The 16,821-nt window shown below is 71.3% G+C and carries 15 protein-coding genes; 7 read left to right on the top strand and 8 right to left on the bottom strand.

All coding sequences use genetic code 11. The annotated features are described in order from the left end of the window. Nucleotides 1-210: 210 nt before the first annotated feature. The 3 genes from ABD346_RS09895 to ABD346_RS09885 all read left to right on the top strand — a co-directional run bounded on the left by ABD346_RS09895 (nt 211) and on the right by ABD346_RS09885 (nt 1,994). Nucleotides 211-951 (top strand): SDR family NAD(P)-dependent oxidoreductase, encoded by a 741-nt coding sequence (locus ABD346_RS09895; protein WP_344373870.1) that lies wholly within the window; start codon nt 211-213, stop codon nt 949-951. A 60-nt stretch (nt 952-1,011) separates the two neighbouring features. Then, entirely contained in the window at nt 1,012-1,446 is a 435-nt protein-coding gene (locus tag ABD346_RS09890) for a hypothetical protein (RefSeq protein WP_344373869.1), read from the top strand. 80 nt (nt 1,447-1,526) lie between these two features. Next, on the top strand, nt 1,527-1,994 hold the full coding sequence (locus ABD346_RS09885; RefSeq protein ID WP_344373868.1) for a hypothetical protein: 468 nt from the start codon (nt 1,527-1,529) through the stop codon (nt 1,992-1,994). Between the two features lie 25 nt (nt 1,995-2,019). Here ABD346_RS09885 and ABD346_RS09880 read toward each other — a convergent pair whose 3' ends face one another. Further along, nucleotides 2,020-3,042 carry a methyltransferase gene (locus ABD346_RS09880; protein ID WP_344373867.1) on the bottom strand — a complete coding sequence of 341 codons (1,023 nt, stop codon included), beginning with the start codon at nt 3,040-3,042 and terminating at the stop codon, nt 2,020-2,022. A 370-nt stretch (nt 3,043-3,412) separates the two neighbouring features. Between ABD346_RS09880 and ABD346_RS09875 the strand changes: the two genes are divergently transcribed. After that, entirely contained in the window at nt 3,413-3,799 is a 387-nt protein-coding gene (locus tag ABD346_RS09875; RefSeq protein WP_344373866.1) for a PPOX class F420-dependent oxidoreductase, read from the top strand. Nucleotides 3,800-3,808: 9 nt separating this feature from the next. Here ABD346_RS09875 and ABD346_RS09870 read toward each other — a convergent pair whose 3' ends face one another. After that, nucleotides 3,809-6,028, bottom strand: a complete 2,220-nt coding sequence (locus tag ABD346_RS09870; RefSeq protein WP_344373865.1) for an RICIN domain-containing protein — start codon at nt 6,026-6,028, stop codon at nt 3,809-3,811. Nucleotides 6,029-6,266: 238 nt separating this feature from the next. On the opposite strand from ABD346_RS09870, the gene ABD346_RS09865 reads away from it, so the two are divergent. Beyond that, on the top strand, nt 6,267-6,755 hold the full coding sequence (locus ABD346_RS09865; RefSeq protein WP_344373864.1) for a tol-pal system YbgF family protein: 489 nt from the start codon (nt 6,267-6,269) through the stop codon (nt 6,753-6,755). 20 nt (nt 6,756-6,775) lie between these two features. Here ABD346_RS09865 and ABD346_RS09860 read toward each other — a convergent pair whose 3' ends face one another. Beyond that, complete coding sequence (locus tag ABD346_RS09860) at nt 6,776-7,984, bottom strand: trans-sulfuration enzyme family protein (protein WP_344373863.1); 1,209 nt, start codon at nt 7,982-7,984, stop codon at nt 6,776-6,778. A 59-nt stretch (nt 7,985-8,043) separates the two neighbouring features. On the opposite strand from ABD346_RS09860, the gene ABD346_RS09855 reads away from it, so the two are divergent. Then, nucleotides 8,044-8,517 (top strand): Lrp/AsnC family transcriptional regulator, encoded by a 474-nt coding sequence (locus tag ABD346_RS09855; RefSeq protein ID WP_189960324.1) that lies wholly within the window; start codon nt 8,044-8,046, stop codon nt 8,515-8,517. A gap of 43 nt (nt 8,518-8,560) precedes the next feature. Here ABD346_RS09855 and ABD346_RS09850 read toward each other — a convergent pair whose 3' ends face one another. The 3 genes from ABD346_RS09850 to ABD346_RS09840 form a co-directional block, all read right to left on the bottom strand. Next, entirely contained in the window at nt 8,561-10,144 is a 1,584-nt protein-coding gene (locus tag ABD346_RS09850; RefSeq protein ID WP_344373861.1) for a GMC family oxidoreductase, read from the bottom strand. Continuing rightward, entirely contained in the window at nt 10,125-11,666 is a 1,542-nt protein-coding gene (locus ABD346_RS09845) for an APC family permease (RefSeq protein WP_344373860.1), read from the bottom strand. Before ABD346_RS09845 ends, ABD346_RS09850 begins: the two co-directional genes overlap by 20 nt. 87 nt (nt 11,667-11,753) lie before the next feature. Beyond that, complete coding sequence (locus tag ABD346_RS09840) at nt 11,754-13,241, bottom strand: aldehyde dehydrogenase family protein (protein WP_344373859.1); 1,488 nt, start codon at nt 13,239-13,241, stop codon at nt 11,754-11,756. Between the two features lie 296 nt (nt 13,242-13,537). Between ABD346_RS09840 and ABD346_RS09835 the strand changes: the two genes are divergently transcribed. Beyond that, the gene (locus ABD346_RS09835) at nt 13,538-14,134 is read left to right on the top strand and encodes a Type-2Aa cytolytic delta-endotoxin (protein ID WP_344373858.1); all 597 of its coding nucleotides are present in this window, start codon (nt 13,538-13,540) and stop codon (nt 14,132-14,134) included. Nucleotides 14,135-14,143: 9 nt separating this feature from the next. Here the strand turns inward: ABD346_RS09835 and ABD346_RS09830 are convergent, their stop codons facing one another. Further along, nucleotides 14,144-15,853: a glycoside hydrolase family 27 protein gene (locus tag ABD346_RS09830; RefSeq protein ID WP_344373857.1), complete on the bottom strand. Its 1,710-nt coding sequence runs from the start codon at nt 15,851-15,853 to the stop codon at nt 14,144-14,146. Between the two features lie 316 nt (nt 15,854-16,169). After that, entirely contained in the window at nt 16,170-16,820 is a 651-nt protein-coding gene (locus tag ABD346_RS09825; RefSeq protein WP_344373856.1) for a response regulator, read from the bottom strand. Between the last annotated feature and the right edge of the window lies 1 nt (nt 16,821).

The following is a 16,821-nucleotide window of genomic DNA, read 5'->3' as shown; positions in this document are numbered from 1 at the left end:
CCACACAGTGGTCGGCACAACCTGCGCCGATGAGTGGCTTTGCGACACACCTGCAGCGCGTGCACAACGGATGCCCGACTTCCCGCGCCCGCCACGCGAGCCCGCCTCTCCCCCTCACCCGGCCGGGGGGTCCTGTCGGCGATCTGCCGCTCGTGCGATAGGACTTGCTGTCGAGTACATGCACACACCAGCAAGCACGGGAGGCAGCACGTGTCACGTCCGGTCACCATCGTCACAGGCGGCAGTCGGGGAATCGGGGCGGCGACCTGCGTCCGCCTCGCGACGGACGGGCACGACCTGGCGCTCGGGTACGTCAGCAACGACGCGGCCGCGCAAGAGGCCGCCCAAGCGGTGCGTGCGGCGGGGGCCCGCTGTGTCACCGTGCGGGCCGACACCTCTCAAGAGGCGGATGTGGAGCGGCTGTTCGACACTGTCGCGGCCGAACTCGGGCCGGTGACCGGCCTGGTCAACAACGCCGGGGTGACCGGCCCGCTCGGCCGCCTGGCCGAGACCCGCACCGAGGATCTGCGCCGGGTGGTCGACGTGAACGTCCTCGGGTATCTGCTCTGCTGCCGACGGGCCGCCCGCGACATGGCGGCGAACGGCGGAGGCGCCATCGTCAACATCTCGTCCGCGGCGGCCACGCTGGGCAGCCCCGGCGACTACGTCCACTACGCCGCCTCCAAGGCGGCCACCGACGCCCTGACCGTCGGCCTGTCCAAGGAACTCGGCCCGGACCGCATCCGGGTCAACGCGGTGGCCCCGGGCATCATCGACACCGACATGCACACCACGATGGGCGACCCCGACCGGCCGGCCAGGATGGCGTCGGCCATCCCGCTCGGCCGCCCCGGCGAGGCCTCCGAGATCGCCGCCGCCGTCGCATGGCTGCTGTCGCCCGACGCCTCGTACACCAGCGGCGCGATCCTCAGGGTCGCCGGCGGGCGCTGACCTCCGGCTCGACACCGTACGACGGCGGCCAGCATGCTGGGAGTTCAGGGAGGTGGGCACATGGCGGGACCATTCGAGGCGGCCACCGGGGACGGACCCGTGCCCTCCCCGGACGCAGGCCGGGATGCGGCCGTGCGCGCCGCTTTCGACGGGCTGCTGCACATCCGCCGGGTCATGAACGCCTCGGGCCCCGCGCAGTGGGAGCGGCTCCAGGCGGTGCGGGCGGTCGCGCTCGCCCTGGAGGCGGCGGGCATCGACCCGTCCGCCGTCGACGAGGAGGGCAGGCGGTGCGCCACCGGCTACCGTGTCAGCGCCACCGAAGGGGCCGCCGCCGTCCGCGTCGAGTGGCTCGGGCCGCCCGGCAGCGGTGCCGAGTACGCGGCGAACGAGTCGCTCCGGCGCTGCGCCGCCGCGCTGCGGCCGCTGGGGTGGGTGGCGTTGGAGTACCGGGGGCCGCGCCGCCACCACTACCTCGAAGTCGAACCGGCGCAGTGAGGCGGAGCCGGTTCGCTAGGCGCACCGGCTGCCGCTAGAGTGCCATGCTTGTTCGATTGTCCAGGGACGACGGGGGAAGCGTGAGCGCACAACTGCGGGACACGGCAGGCGAGTTGGCGGAACTGCTGTGGCGGGAGCACACCTTGTACCGCGAACGGTCGGGCAGTGTGGTCATCCGCGGGGCACATGTGGAGCGCTGGATCAGCCTCTCCCCCACCGGCGGCCAGGACCAGGTCCTCATCCGCGCGGGCCGGATCCTCGACGGGGGCACCACCGCCCCGGCGCGCTCCGAGGCGGTGGCCAGTCTCGCCGACGGCACAGCCGAACTCGCCGCTGTCTGCCGGAGATTGCTCGCCGAGGCCGCGGCGGGGCCCGCGCCCGTGACCAGGCAGCCAAGACCCGGCAGGCCGAAGAAGGGCAAGGGCGCCAACCGGCCCCGGAGGCCGGTGCGCACAAGTCGGCACACCGGCCTGGCGTCCTGGCTGATCATCCTCGCCCTCGTCGGCGTCGTCGCCCTGTTCGTACGCAACCTGGCGACGGCCTTCTGAGGGGCGGGCCGTCAGCGCGGCGCGCTCACACCGCCTCCGCCTCGATGAGCGAGGCCGGTGACGGGGTCGGCAGGATGCGGTTCAGCTTGAATCCGGACCGGGTGAAGAGGTCCTCGAACTCCTTGGCCGTACGCTCCCGGCCGCTCACCAGCATCAGCATGATGACGTCCACCTCCACCGCCGGGTGCGGGTCCCCGTTGTCGGGCAGGACCGCGTCGACCACGAGGAGCCGCTTGCCCGGGGCGGCGGCCCGGCGGATCGAGCCCAGAATGCGCAGGCAGTCCTCGTCGTTCCAGTCGTGCAGGATGCGCTTGAGAACGTAGAGGTCGCCGCCGGCCGGTACCTCCGAGAAGAAGTCGCCGCCCGCCACACTCCAGCGTCCGCGTACCTCCTCGGCGTCGAGCACATGGTCGGCCACGGTGTCCGGCTGGTCGAACAGCACGCCGGTCAGGGCGGGTTCTCGGCTGAGCACCGCGCGCAGGAATCCGCCCCGGCCGCCGCCGACGTCGACCACGGTGCCGCTGCCGGGGAACGGATAGCTCCCCGCGAGGAGGTCGTCGCCCTGGCCGGACATCTCGTTCATCCCGGAGTCGAAGAGGTGCTGGGCATCGGGCGATCCTGCCAGATGGGCGAAGAACGGGACCTTGTAGACGGCCTCGAAGGGCGTCGTGCCGGTCCGCAACGCGTCCGGAAGTCCGTCGGCGGCCCGGCGGAACATGTCGTCGGTGATCAACAGGGCCGCCGCGTGCTGCGAGCCGGGCACGTCGGTGCGCAGCGCCTGGCCCGCCTCTGTCAGCCCGAAGGTGCCCTTCTCGTCCTGGGTGAAGAGCCCGTGCATGGCGAGCAGACGCAGGACGCGCCGCAGGGAATCGGCGTGCAGGCCGGCGCTCGCGGCGAGATCGTCGGCCGTGCGGGGGCCGTCGGCCAACTGGTCGGGGATGCGGTGCACGGCCACGGCCCGGACCGCCGCCGAGCAGACATGGCCGTAGAGGAGCCGGTTCAGCGGTGAGGGGGTGGGGTCGGTCGGGTGGTCAGAGCTGGTCGCCAACGGTCCGCTCCTGTCATTCGGGAGGTGTGCGTTCGTCACCGAGAGGCCTGCCGGTGCGGTGACGAACAGGGGTGCGTTCGTCACCGCACGGGCGTGCCTTCCCATCGTCGCAGTGGGCGCCGCGCCCCGGTGTGCCTTTGGACCGGGGCTCGGGGGCGTCAAGTCGGCTTCCGGTCAGGGAGTGGCAGACGGGGAGGCCGGCGGCCGTAGGGGGCGTTGGGGTACGGGACAGTGTGCCCGGCCGCAGGCCGGAACACGGGTGGCCGGCCAGCGCCTGCGGGGTCGCCCCGGCCGGAACTCGACGCGCCGCGGTGGGCAGCCACCTGCTACAAAGGCCTCCCACCCGCTTCGCGAGTTCAAGGATGGCGTCATGAGTGCCGACGTGCTGGACCGGCTCGGCGCCGGCAAGTACCTCCTCGTCACGACCTACAAGAAGGACGGCACGGCCGTCGCCACCCCGGTGTGGGTCGTCCGGGACGGCGACGCCCTGGTGATCTGGACAGTCGCCGACTCCTGGAAGGTCAAGCGCATCCGTAACCGGCCCGAGGTCCTTGCCGGGCCGTGCGACGTGCGCGGCAACCCCACGGGCGAGCAGCACCCGGCGACCGCCGTGATCTGCGACGCGGCCGCCACCGACGCCTGCCGGGCGCTGCTGCGCCGCAAGTACGGGGTGTTCGGACGGCTCACCCTGCTCGCCAGCCGGCTGCGGCGCGGCGCGAGCGGCACGGTGGCCGTCCGGATCACCCTCGACTCCTGACCGGTTCCTCTACGGTCCCGAGACCAGGTTGGCCACATTGCTCGCGGAGTTGGAGGGTCCTCCGCTGTTGTTGATGACATGGCCGATGGTTCCGGTGCCGCCGAGGGAGACCGTCACCATGTCGTGGAAGCGGACCCCGGAGGCGGTGGGTGCTTCGAAGGCCCGGTCGGCGACGACCGAGGGGTCGGCGCTGAAGTAGCAGTAGCTGCCGAGCCCCCAGGCTTCGTGGCTGGTCACATTGCTCGCGACCTTGTACGCGTCGTAGCCGCGCGTGGAGCCGTTCATCCAGGAGCCCTGTCCGGGCGGGTCGTAGGGCATCTCGTTCTGGAAGAAGTAGGTGCGGCCTCCGTTGCCGTTCCAGATGACCTGGTGCTGCTGGTAGTGCTCGACGAACAGGCCGTACATGGTGACGTTGTTCCCGTTCACGGTCAGCCCGTTGGCGGCGGTGTTGCTGGTCCAGCCGACGCCGCTGCCGTGATCGGCCCGCCACAGCCACATGTGGTCGCCGATGACGTCCGAGCTGTTGACGACGAGGCTCTGGGTCGCCCTGCCGACGCCGGCGCCGCCGATGCGGAAGAACACGTCGTGCAGTGAGGTCGGGTCGGCGCTGTGCCGGGCGGTCGCGCCGCTCGGGCCGACCCTCATCAATGTGCCCGAGTTGGTGGTGCCCGCGTCGATGAGGAGACCGGCCACGTTCACGCCGTCCACGTCGGCCACATCCATCGCGGTGATGCCGTTGTCGGGGACGAGGGTGGCAAGTCCCAGGCCGAGCACGACGGTGTCCGGCCGGGTGACGTCCAGGGTCTGGTCGAGATGGTAGACACCGGGTGTGAACAGCAGGTTCTTTCCCTGGGCGAGGGCCTGGTCGATGTCACCGGCGGTGGCGCCCGGCTTCACTATGAAGAAGGTGTCGATCCCGAGCGAGCTGCCGGGCTGGTTGCCGCCCGCCCAGGTCGTGCCCTGGGTGTTGGTCCGCAGGGCGGGCACGAACACCTTGTACGCGCCCGCGCCGTCCACGTACAGGAAGGGCTTCTCGCGGGTCACGGGTGACTGGGCGACCGTGGTGTAGGGCGGGTTGGGGAAGGTGTTGGCGGGGGCGTTGACGTCGCCGACGAACACCATGTTCCAGTTGGCGCCGTTCCAGCTGCCCCACTGGGTGTTGCGGGAGAGCCACTGCTGCTGCGAGCCGGACCGCACCTGTCCGTCGATCTTCGAGTCGGCGATGAACCCGCCGCTGGACCAGCCGCCGTCGTCGAGCTGGAGGTCGCCGCGTACGTGCATGCGACGGTAGGGGGCGGCCTGTGACACCGCCCAACGGTCGCCGCCGCCGGTGGGGTTGACCGAGAGGTTCTCGGCGGAGCGCCAGAAGTTCTGGGTCGCGTTGCCCTGGAACCAGTCGGCTTCGGCGTGCACGGCGCCGTTGATGGTGACGTCGTCGGGCGAGAGGCCGAGCCCTGCGACCTGGGTGTAGAAGCCGACGTTGGCGTCGGCGGAGTAGGTGCCGGGCTTGAAGAGCAGGGCGTAGCGCTGCGCGCCGAACTGGTTCTTCTCCTGCTGGGCGAAGACCTGGTTGAGCCGGCCCTGGATGGCGGAGGCGGACATCGACGGGTCGAAGACCGTGACGTTCGGCCCGAAGTCCGGTGTCCCGGCGGGTGGTTGGGGGTCGCCCGAGGCATCGAGACCGAAGGACTGGGCCGCGGTTCCGTTGCAGGCGTACTGCTGGATGCGGGCACCGTCCGCCGTCGAGGCGCCCGGCACGTCCAGGCACTTGCCGCTGTTGCGGTTGACGAAGTGATAGGTGCCGCCCGCCTCTTGGACCGGCAGCCACTGCTGGTTGGCGCCGCCACCGTACGACCACAGCTGCACCGGGGCGGAATCGGCGGCCGAGACGTCGGTGACGTCCCACGCCTTGCTCGCGTCGTTGCGGTTGTCGACCCGCACATAGCCGTCGCTCGTCGGCTGGAACTGCCACTGCTGTGCGGTGCTCGCGTTGCAGGCGTACTGCTGGACCGCGGTGCCGTCGGCGGTGCCCGCCGCGGCCGCGTCCACGCACTTGCCGCTGTGCTTGGCGGCCACCGTGACCCAGCCCGTCGGCAGGGCCGCGGCCTGCGCGGCGGGGGCGAGGGCGGTCGCGGAGACGAGGGAGGCGAGCAGGGCGCCGAGGGCGAGCAGCGGGGCGGTCCGGGTTCTGGGGTGCGGGGGCCGGGTGGGGGATCCGGAAGTTCTCATACGTCCATCCTGTACCGCGGGGTGCACGGAGTAAGTGGGGGGTGTACGGGAGGAGTTACGAGGTGCGGGAGGGCGTCACGCGTGACGCGAGGGGTTCACGGCTTTCTTCAAGGTGTGAAGTTAGGAGTCCCCGGCGGGCCCGTCAAGTGTTCAGGTACGGAAGAGGTTCCGGCACGCGGGACGGGCGGCTGGTAGCTTGACGCGTCCGGAAATCGCGTTCGCAAGGGGACGATCAGCAGTGCACAGGTTCTTGCGTACCACCGGCCTCGCCTCCATGGGGCTCGCCGGTGTCCTTCTCGTCTCGGGGTGCAGCAGCGGCGGCTCGGACAAGGCCTCCGACAAGCCGTCGTCGGGCAAGGGGCAGGCGGCGAGCAGCTCGCCCGCCGGGACGCCCGCCGGGACGGGTTCCACAACTCCCTCCCGCAGCGCGGGACATGGAGCCACGCCCTCGGCCGGCAGCGGCGGTATCGACGGCGACTGGGTCGCGGTGACCCAGGGCAAGCCCGTCGCCCTCGTCGTCAAGGGCAAGAACGCGTCCGTGCTCGGCGAGCACCTGTGCAGCGGAACGGCGAACAGCGCCGCCGGTTCGGCGACGCTGCTGCTCAAGTGCCCGGACGGCAACACGGCCCGCACCAAGGGCACGGCGAAGCTCAACGGCTCCACGCTGGAGGTCAGTTGGGACGGCGGAGGCAAGGACGAGTTCACCCGGAACAAGACGTCCCGCTGAGGCCCCTGCCTCCAGCCCGCTCAGGCGTCGGCGAGCAGAGGCTCCTCGGCGGCGTGAACTCCCGTATGCACAGCCCGAGTCGAGAGCGTGGAGCCCAGCGCCCGGTCGAGGTCGCGCCACAGGTCCTCGACGTCCTCCAGGCCGACCGACATGCGCAGCAGGCGGTCGCTGACGCCGGAGGAGGCGCGGTCGTCCTCGGGCACGATGCGGTGGCTGATCGAGGCCGGGTGCTGGATGAGGGAGTCGACGCTGCCGAGGCTGACGGCCGGGGTGATCAGGCGGACCCGGGCGATCACGTCGTGCGGGTCGGTGAGCGTCTCGAAGGCGACCATGGCGCCGCCCACCTTCGGGTAGTGGACGCGCAGCACGCGGGGGTCGGCGGCCAGGCGCGCCACGAGTTCGGCGGCGGTCGCCGACGCGGCGCGCACCCGGACGGGCAGGGTCGCGAGGCCCCTCAGCAGCAGGTAGCCGGCGAGCGGGTGCAGGACGCCGCCGGTGGCGAAGCGGATCTGGCGCAGCCGGCGGGCGAAGGCCTCGTCGCAGGCGACGACTCCGCCGAGCACGTCGCCGTGGCCGCCGAGGTACTTGGTCGCGCTGTGCAGCACGAGGCGGGCGCCGCTGCGGGCGGGGCGCTGGAGCACCGGGGTCGCGAAGGTGTTGTCGACGAGCAGCGGCACCGTGCCGCAGGCCTCGGCGAGCGCCTCCAGGTCGACCTCGGCAAGGGTCGGGTTGGCGGGGCTCTCCACCATGACCAGGGCGGTGTCGGGCCGGATCGCGTCCGCGACGCCCGCCGGATCGGTCCAGGTGACCTCGCTGCCGAGGAGCCCCGCGGTCAGGAGGTGGTCGCTGCATCCGTACAGGGGGCGTACGGCGACGACGTGGCGCAGGCCCGTGGTGTGCTGGGCGAGCAGCACGGCGGACAGGGCGGCCATTCCGCTGGCGAAGGCGACGGCCGCCTCGGTGTCCTCCAGGCGGGCCAGGGCCGCCTCGAAGCGGGCGACGGTGGGGTTGCCGAGCCGGCCGTAGACCGGCGGGCCCTCGGGGGCCTCGCCGGTCGCGGCGAAGGCGTCGATGCGGGCCGCTTCGCCCCTGCTGTCGTACGAGGGGTAGGTGGTCGACAGGTCGATCGGCGGGGCGTGCAGGCCGAGGGCGGCGAGGTCTTCGCGGCCCGCGTGCACGGCGAGGGTGTCCACGGTGTTGGCGTCCACGGGGGTGGTGTCGGCGTCCATGCGCCCACTGTGAACAGTCACCGGGCCCCCGGAGCCGTACCCCGTGTTACGTTCGGGCCATGGCCGAATCCGTCGTACTGGACCCGGTGGATCTGCACATTCTGCGCCTTCTGCAGAACGATGCCCGCACGACCTACCGCGATCTCGCCGCCGAGGTCGGGGTGGCGCCCTCCACCTGCCTGGACCGCGTCGCGCGGCTGCGGCGCACCGGGGTGATCCTCGGCTATCAGCTGCGCGTGGATCCGGCCAAGCTGGGCCGGGGGCTGCAGGCGCTGCTCTCCGTGCAGGTGCGGCCGCACCGGCGTGATCTGATCGGTCCGTTCGTGGAGCGGGTCAGGGCGCTGCCGGAGTCGCGGTCGCTGTTCCATCTGACCGGTCCCGACGACTACCTGGTGCATGTGACCGTCGCCGACACGGCGGATCTCCAGCGGCTCGTCCTGGACGAGTTCACCTCGCGGCCCGAGGTGGCCCGGGTGGAGACCCGGCTGATCTTCCAGCAGTGGGACTGCGGGCCACTGCTGCCACCGGCATAGCCCCGGGCCCCCTGTGCGGGGGCCCGGAACCGGTCCGGCCCTGTCAGCGGGCGTCGGCCTTCAGGAGGTCGGCGCACTTCTCGCCGATCGCCATCGTCGTGATGCACGGGTTGACCGTGACCAGCTCCGGCATGACCGAGCCGTCGCAGACCCGCAGGCCGTCGATGCCCTTGACGCGCAGCCGGGCGTCCACGGGCGCCATCGCGTCGTCGTCGGCGCCCATCTTCACCGTCGAGGCGGGGTGGTAGACCGTGTTGTGGGTCTTGCGGATGTAGTCGAGCAGTTCGTCGTCGGTCCGCACGTCCGGGCCCGGGGCGAGCTCGGCGCCCGCCCAGCCGCTGAGCGCGGGCTGCGCCGCGATCCGGCGGGCCAGCTTCAGGCCGTACGTCATGACCCGCTCGTCGTGCTCGTGCGTGAAGTAGCGGGGGTCGACCATCGGCTTGTCGCGGTAGTCGCGGGTGCGCAGGCGCACGGTGCCGCGCGACTTGGCCTGCGTCACGTTGGGGGTGAGGCAGAACGCGTTCTCGGTGGTCGGGTAGCCGTACCGGGCGGTGTTCATGTCGAACGGCACCTGGCCGTAGTGGAACATCAGGTCCGGGCGCTCCAGGCCGGGCTCGGTGTCCGCGAAGATGCCGATCTCCCACCACTGGGTGGAGGCCGTCGTCATGGGCTGCTTGGCCTCCCACATGATGACGCCCTCGGGGTGGTCCTGGAGGTTCTCGCCGACGCCGGGGGCGTCGACCAGGACGTCCACGCCGACCTCGCGCAGGTGGGCCGCGGGGCCGATGCCGGACAGCATGAGCAGCTTCGGGGTGTCGATCGAGCCGCAGGACACGATGACCTCGCGCCGGGCGGTGACGGTGCGGGTGTGGATGAGGTCCGGGTCGAGGTACTCGGCGCCGGTGCAGCGGCGGTTCTCGTCGATGACGAGCTTCTTGGCGCGCACCCCGGTGCGCACGACGAGGTTGGGCCGCTGATCCATGACGGGGTGGAGGTAGGCCACCGAGGACGACTGGCGGATGTTGTTCTCGTCCGAGTTGATCTGGAACCAGTTGGCTCCGCGGATCACGGTCCGGCCGTCGTTGAACTGCGTGGTGGGGATGCCTTCCTGGGCACACGCCTCGAGCAGAGCCGCGCCGCACGGGTCGGCCGACTTCACATTGCGGATCTTCACCGGGCCGCTGCGGCCGTGGTGGTCGCCGGGGGCGTCGTTGGTCTCCAGGCGCTGGTACAGCGGGAAGATGTCGGCGGCTCCCCAGCCCGAACAGCCCGCCGCCTCCCAGGCGTCGAGGTCCTCGGCGGGTGCCCAGAAGGCGATGCACGAGTTGTGCGAGGAGCAGCCTCCGAGCACCTTGGCGCGGGCGTGCCGCATGAAGCTGTTGCCGTGGGACTGCGGCTCGACGGGGTAGTCCCAGTCGTAGCCGGATTCGAGCAGGCCCATCCAGCGGTCGAGCTTGAGGACGTTGTCGTCGCCGACGTCGGAGGGGCCTGCCTCCAGGACGCACACCGTGACCGTGGGGTCCTCGCTGAGCCGGGCCGCGACCACGTTGCCCGCCGTGCCGCCGCCGACGACGACGTAGTCGAACTCCTCGGCGGGGACGGGGGATTCAGTGGGAGGTGTGGACATGGGTGTCTGACTCACTTTCGGTTTCCGATGCGGCATGGCTCGCGAGGACGCCGGTGCGGTGGCGCTGGACGAACCAGTAGTAGGCGAAGCCGCCGAGCAGGACGGCTCCGACGAAGAGGAAGGCGCCCCAGCGCAGGTACCAGTGGTAGGGGGCGGTGGCGTTGTAGACCTCGGCGCGCGGCCAGGCGAGGTTGACGGTCATGAAGCCGCCCCACACGACGCCGACGATGTTCACCGGCAGGCCCCAGCGGCCGAGCGAGAACTTGCCGTCGCCGGCCGGGGTCCACTTGCCGCGCAGCCGGGCGATCAGCATCGGCGTCGTGACCAGCAGGTACGCGACGTAGATCATGATGATGCCGATGCTGGTGACCACCGAGAAGATCTGCGGCTGGCGGATGTTCACCAGGAGGATCACCAGGGCGAGTACGCCGATGACGACGGCGGGCGCCACGGGGGTCTTGAAGCGCGGGCTGACCTTCGCCATCAGGGACGCGGCGGGCAGGTTGTTGTCCCGGGACATCGCGAACGCGAGGCGGATGGCGGCGGTGTGCACGGCGAGCGCGCACACGGTGACCGCGATCAGGACGCACCAGAGCATCAGCTTGCCGCCGGTGTCGCCGAGCACGTCGAGCACGACGTACTGGAGGCCGTCGGTGGTGATGCCCTTGCCGTCGAGGCTGCTGACGCTCATCAGGGCGAGGATCAGGATCAGGCCGCCGAGCACGAACGAGGCGAGCAGCGCCCGCAGGATCGCGCGCGGCGCGTTGCGGGACGGGTCGACGGACTCCTCGCCCAGCGACGCGGCCGTGTCGAAGCCGTACATCACATAGGCGGAGGCGAGGGCGGCGGTGAGGAAGGCGCCCATGTAGCCGAAGCTGCCGCTGCCGCCGTGGCCGTGGGTGTCGAGCACGACGGAGGGGCCGCGGACGACGTGGACGGCGAACAGGACGATCAGGACGACGGTGGCGACGAGTTCGAGGAAGACGCCCGCCGTGTTGATGCGGGCCATCAGCTTGACGCCGAACGCGTTGACCAGGGTGGTGAAGAGGATCAGCGCCGCCGCGAGGATCACGGCGTTGGTGGCGACGTCATAGGTGCCGGTGCCGTCGCCGACGATCTGGAAGACCTTGGAGATCTGCGGCAGGGTCGCCTGGTAGGCGAGCGCCACGGCGGCGATCGACACGATCGAGGCGACCAGCATCATCCAGCCGGCCAGCCAGCCCACATGCGGGCCGCCGAGCTTCTTGGCCCAGTTGTAGACCGAGCCGGCCACCGGGTACTTGGCGGCGAGTTCGGCGAAGCACAGCGCGACCATCAGCTGGCCGACGAAGACCAGCGGCCAGGACCACCAGTAGGCGGGCCCGCCGAAGCCGAAGCCGAAGTAGAACAGCTGGAAGGTGCCGGTGAGGATCGAGATGTAGCTGATGCCGGCGGCGAAGGTGTGGAAGTTGCCGAGGGTGCGTTTGAGTTCGGGTCTGTAGCCGAACTCCCGGAGATCGTCGTCATCCTTCGTCATGCTCATGACCAGACTCCAAGTAGGCAGGGATGCAGGAGGGGCACGGGGCGGTGACCGGCCGGCCGCGGGGACGGCCGGCCGGGGTGGTGGCGGCTAGCTCTCGAACCACCGCTGGGGTTCGGGGGCCGTGTTGCGCCAGATGTGCTTGGTCTCCTGGTACTCGGCCAGGCCCGCGGGCCCGAGCTCCCGTCCCGTCCCGGACTGCTTGTAGCCGCCCCATTCGGCCTGCGGGACGTACGGGTGGAAGTCGTTGATCCATACGGTGCCGAGCCGCAGCCCGGCCGCGACGCGGCGGGCCCTGGACTCGTCGGTGGTCCACACCGCGCCGGCCAGGCCATAGATGGTGTCGTTGGCCAGGCGCACGGCCTCGTCCTCGCCGGTGAAGCGCTCGACGGTCAGGACCGGCCCGAAGGACTCGTCCCGCACCACGCTCATGCCGGCCCGGCACTCGTCGAGGATGGTCGGCGGGTAGTAGTAACCGCCTGCCAGATCGGCGGAGTCGGGCCGTTCGCCGCCGCAGCGCAGCACGGCGCCCTCCGCGATGCCGGCGGCGACATACGCCTCGACCTTGTCGCGGTGGGCCGCGGAGATGAGCGGTCCGGTCTCGGCCCGCTCGTCGAAGGGGCCGCCGAGCCGGATCAGCCGGGCGCGGCGCACGAGTTCGTCGACGAAGCGGTCGTGCAGCGCGTCCTCGACCAGGAGCCGGGTGCCGGCCGAGCAGACCTGCCCGGAGTGCAGGAACACGGCGGTCAGCGCGTTGTCGACGGCGGCGTCGAAGCTCGCGTCGTCCTTCGCCACATCGGCGAAGACCACGTTGGGGTTCTTGCCGCCGAGTTCGAGCGCGGTCTTCTTCACGGTGGGCGCGGCGGCGGCCATGATGCGGCGGCCGGTCACGAGGCCGCCGGTGAAGGAGACGAGGTCGACGTCGGGGTGCTCGGCGAGCGGCGCGCCCGCCTCGGCGCCCGCGCCGAGCACCAGGTTGGCGACGCCCGCCGGAAGACCCGCCTCGTCGAGGAGCTTCATGAGGTGGATCGCGGTGTGCGGGGTCAGTTCGCTGGGCTTCAGGACGAACGTGTTGCCCGCGCCGATCGCGGGGGCGACCTTCCAGGCGGTCTGGAGCAGCGGGTAGTTCCACGGCGTGATCAGCCCGCAGACACCGACCGGCTCCTGGACGACACGGCTGTCGACGACCGGGTTCCCGGTGTCGACGACGCGGCCTGCGCCCTGCGCGACGACGAGGGCGGCGAAGTAGCGGAAGCAGTTCGCGATGTCGTCCATGTCGTACCGGGACTCGACGAGCCGCTTGCCGGTGTCGAGGGACTCCGCCCGCGCGAGGAGTTCCCTGTCACGCACGAGCAGGTCCGCGACGCGCTGCAGGAGCGCACCGCGCTCGGCCGGTGCCGTCCTCGGCCATGGGCCGTGGTCGAAGGCGGCACGGGCCGCGGCGATGGCGGCGGCGGTGTCCTTGGGACCCGCCTCGTCGACGGTGGCGACCGGAGTGCCGTCGGCCGGACACCGGATCTCACGGGTCCGCCCGTCGACGGCGGCGGTCCACTGGCCGTCGATGAAAAGCTCGGGCATGGTTCGGGTCCTCCGATGGGGTGCTGGGACAGGGCCATCACCGCCCCTGCCCCGGCATGCGGGGAACATGCCGAAAAAATCACCCGAAGTGACGGGCCTCACTTTCCGTGGTCCATGCAGGTCAGAGCCGTGAACGGGGTCACATACGGTCACACTTGATGCATCACAAACGCCTACAGGTCGCTTCGCGTACGGAATGTGAGACCGAACTGCCGGTTCGGGGCCGCTTGTGCATACTGGCGCGTCGGCAATTGATCACTTCCAGCCCATCACTTCCAATCCCCGCGGGAGCAGCCATGGTTGACCGGGTCACCAGCACAAGGGCCGCCTTCAAGGCGGTCGTCGAAGTCGGTCCGGACGCGCTCGACCAGGCGCGGGCCGCCGAGGCCGTGCTCCAGGAGGCGATCGCCCCGGCGGCCGGGGACTTCGACTTCGGGGCCGTACGGTCGGCGGCCCGGGCGCTGCCGAACAGCTCGGTCGTCAAGATCATCCCCGGGTTCGGTCTTCAGGAGACCGCTCCGGTGCAGGTCATGGTGCTCACACTGAAGCAGGCGGTGCGCCAGGCGCTGGTCGAGCCGTTCGGGAACCCGGCGTTCTGGGACCGGGCCGATGCCGCGCTGGCCCAGGTGTTCCTCGGCCTCGGCGAGCAGGAGGGGACGGCGCACCTCGCCTTCCAGGACGCCGCGGAGGGCACCCGCCACTTCTACAACCTGCTCTTCGCGCTCCAGGACGAGGAGACCGGCGGCCACCTGTACGTCGTCGCCTTCCGGGTCGAGGTGAGCGTGGGCGCGGACAAGGCGGAGCTCCTGTCGCTGGGCGCCGAGGACACCGCGGCGGTCACGATCCGCCTCGATGCGATCAGCGTGCGACAGGAGCTCGCCGCTACGGTCTGACGCCGTCCGTCACACGGGCAGCGCCCAGGTCTGGTTGGCCTGGTGGTCGCCGCAGGTCCAGGTGTCGAGCCTGGTGCCGCTCGCCGTGCCCCCTCCGTACACGTCGAGGCAGAGCCCGGATCCGGCGTTGACCAGGGCGCCGTCCTGGTCGGCGGTCCACCGCTGGGCATCGGTTCCGGTGCAGGCCGAGAGGACGGCGGCGCTTCCGGCGGTGCCGCCGCTCGCGGCCAGGCACTTGCCGAGCGCCCGTACGGTGTCGTCGCCGGACAGGGTCCAGCGCTGGTTGGCGTTGCCGGTGCAGGGATAGAGGATCACCGCAGTGCCGTTCGCGGTGCCGCTGTTGGACACGTCCATGCAGTTCGCGCCGTTGCCGGTGACCTGTCCGGTGGGCACCGCGGGGGCGCAGCCGCCGTTCGGGGTGAGCCGCCAGATGGCGGTGCCGTGCGCGGGCACGGTCGCGGTCAGTGCGGAGGACGTGGTCGAACTCGCCCCGCTCCAGAGGTCCTTGGCGCCCACCTTGCAGCCGGGCAGGCCGATCGAGGCGAGCGTCGTGGAGACGGTCCGCGCGGAGGAGGACCGGTTGAGCACGGCGACGGCCCGGTCGCCGTTCGCCAGCGGGCGGGCCAGGACGTCGGTGGTGCCGTTGGTGGAGACCACCCCGGCCTGCCGGCCGAGACTGTCCTGGTCGATGGCGACGAGGGCGGTGTTGCCGAGGGCCGCGAGTCCGGCCGGGCTGAGGGCGGCCACGTCGGAGGAGAGGATCAGCGGGGCGGCCATCATCGACCAGAGCGCCACCTGGCTGCGCGATTCGTCGGCGGTCAGGCCGGGCGCCCCCGCGAGCACGAAGTCGGGGTCGTTCCAGTTGCCCGGCTTGGCGTAGCGGCCGATCCAGCGGTTGTAGCCGTAGTTGGTCAGCACGCTCGACCAGCGGCTCGTGCCGGGCTTGTTCGGGTCGTACGTCGCGATGTCGTAGCCCTCGCGCCAGAGCTGGCCGTCCTTGCCGACCCACGAGAGCACGGAGAACCAGCCGGGGTTGCCCCATTCGCCACTCTGGAAGTAGGCGGGCGCCGACTCGGAGAAGACGATGTCGCGGCCGGCGTCCGCCAGGGCCGCGGCCTCGGCGTCGTACGCCTGGCGGTAGGCCTGTTCCTTGGTCTGGCCGGGGGCGGCATACAGGTTGCAGCCGTCGAGCTTGAGGTAGTCGACGCCCCAGGAGGCGAAGGTGGCGGCGTCCTGCGCGAAGTGGTCGGGGCCGCCGCCCTGGGGCTGTCCGCTGCCGGGGTAGCCGCCGCAGGTGCTTGAGCCGGCGTCCTCGTAGATGCCGAACTTCAGGCCGCGGGCGTGCAGGTAGTCGCCGAGCCAGGCCATGCCGTGCGGGAACCGCGCCGGGTCCGCGACGAGTTCGCCCGCGCTGCCCCGGCTCTTGGTCATCCAGCAGTCGTCCACGGTCAGCGTGTTGTAGCCCTTGGCGGCGAGCCCTTTGGAGACCAGCGCGTCGGCGTTGTGCACGACGGTCTGTTCGCTGATGTCGCACATGTAGTGCGCCCAGTTGTTCCAGCCCATCGGCGGGGTGGCGGCGAGCGGCCGGCTCTCGGCGGGGGCGGCCGCGGGCTTCGCGGGGGCCGGGGAGGCCAGAGCCCCGGTCGCGGTCAGCGGGACGGCCAGGAGCGCGGCCACCAGAGCGGCGGCTCTGCGGCGGCGCGTGGGAAGTGACGGCACGACAGATTCCTTCCTGGCCCGGCCGGTTGGGGCCCGGGCGGGATGCGTCGGAGGGCAGGGGAAGGTGCCGATCCCGCCGGCACGAGCCTGCCGGAGGGCACCCGCCAGTGCAGTACTGATGCTCGTATCTGTCAATGGCTCCCATCGAACGAGCAGAAACAAGCATCCGCCGCCGCCTGCACCGAGCCCGGCATTGCCACGGCGTGTCCGGGCTCGGGCCGTCCGGGGACGGCGAACGGCCCCGCACACGCATCCGCAGGCCGGACATGCCGACGACCCAACTGCCTTAGAAATCAGGCGAGTTGGCCCACCGAGGTTACGGTGCGACCACGCCCGCCTCCTGGGCGAGCAGCCCGGCCTGGGTGCGATTGGCGCATTCCAGTTTGTCGAGCATGCGTGACACATAGCCCTTGACGGTCGCCTCCGACAGGTAGAGCCGGGCCGCGATCTGCGCGTTGGAGAGCCCCTCCCCCAGGCCCGCCAGGACCTCGGCCTCGCGCTCGGTCAGCTGCGCGACGCGTTCGCGTGCCCGGTCGCGGGCCGACAGGCCGTCGGTCGAGGCCGCGATCAGGCGGCGCGCGGCGGCGGGCGAAAGCACCGTGTGCCCCTCTGCGGCCACCCGGACGAGCCCGATGAGATCCTCCGGCGGGGTGGACTTGACCAGGAACCCCGAGGCCCCGGCGCGCAAGGCCCGCAGGACGTACTGGTCGGCGTCGAACGTCGTGAGCACCACGATGGGCGGCGCGTCCACGCGCCGGGCCAGTTGCTCGATGGCGGCGATCCCGTCCATGCCCGGCATGCGCAGATCCATGAGGACGACATCGGGCCGGTGGCTCAGCACCGCTTCCACGCCCGCCGCCCCGTCGTGCGCCTCGGCGACGACCTCGATGTCGGCGGCCGAGCCGAGGATCGTACGGAGGAATCCGCACACCATGGGTTCGTCGTCCACCACAACCACTCGGACCACA

The organism is Streptomyces mauvecolor (assembly GCF_039532965.1).
Taxonomy (GTDB): domain Bacteria; phylum Actinomycetota; class Actinomycetes; order Streptomycetales; family Streptomycetaceae; genus Streptomyces; species Streptomyces violascens.
Note: the sequence above shows the minus strand (reverse complement) of the source record. Positions and strands in the feature narration are given on the sequence as shown.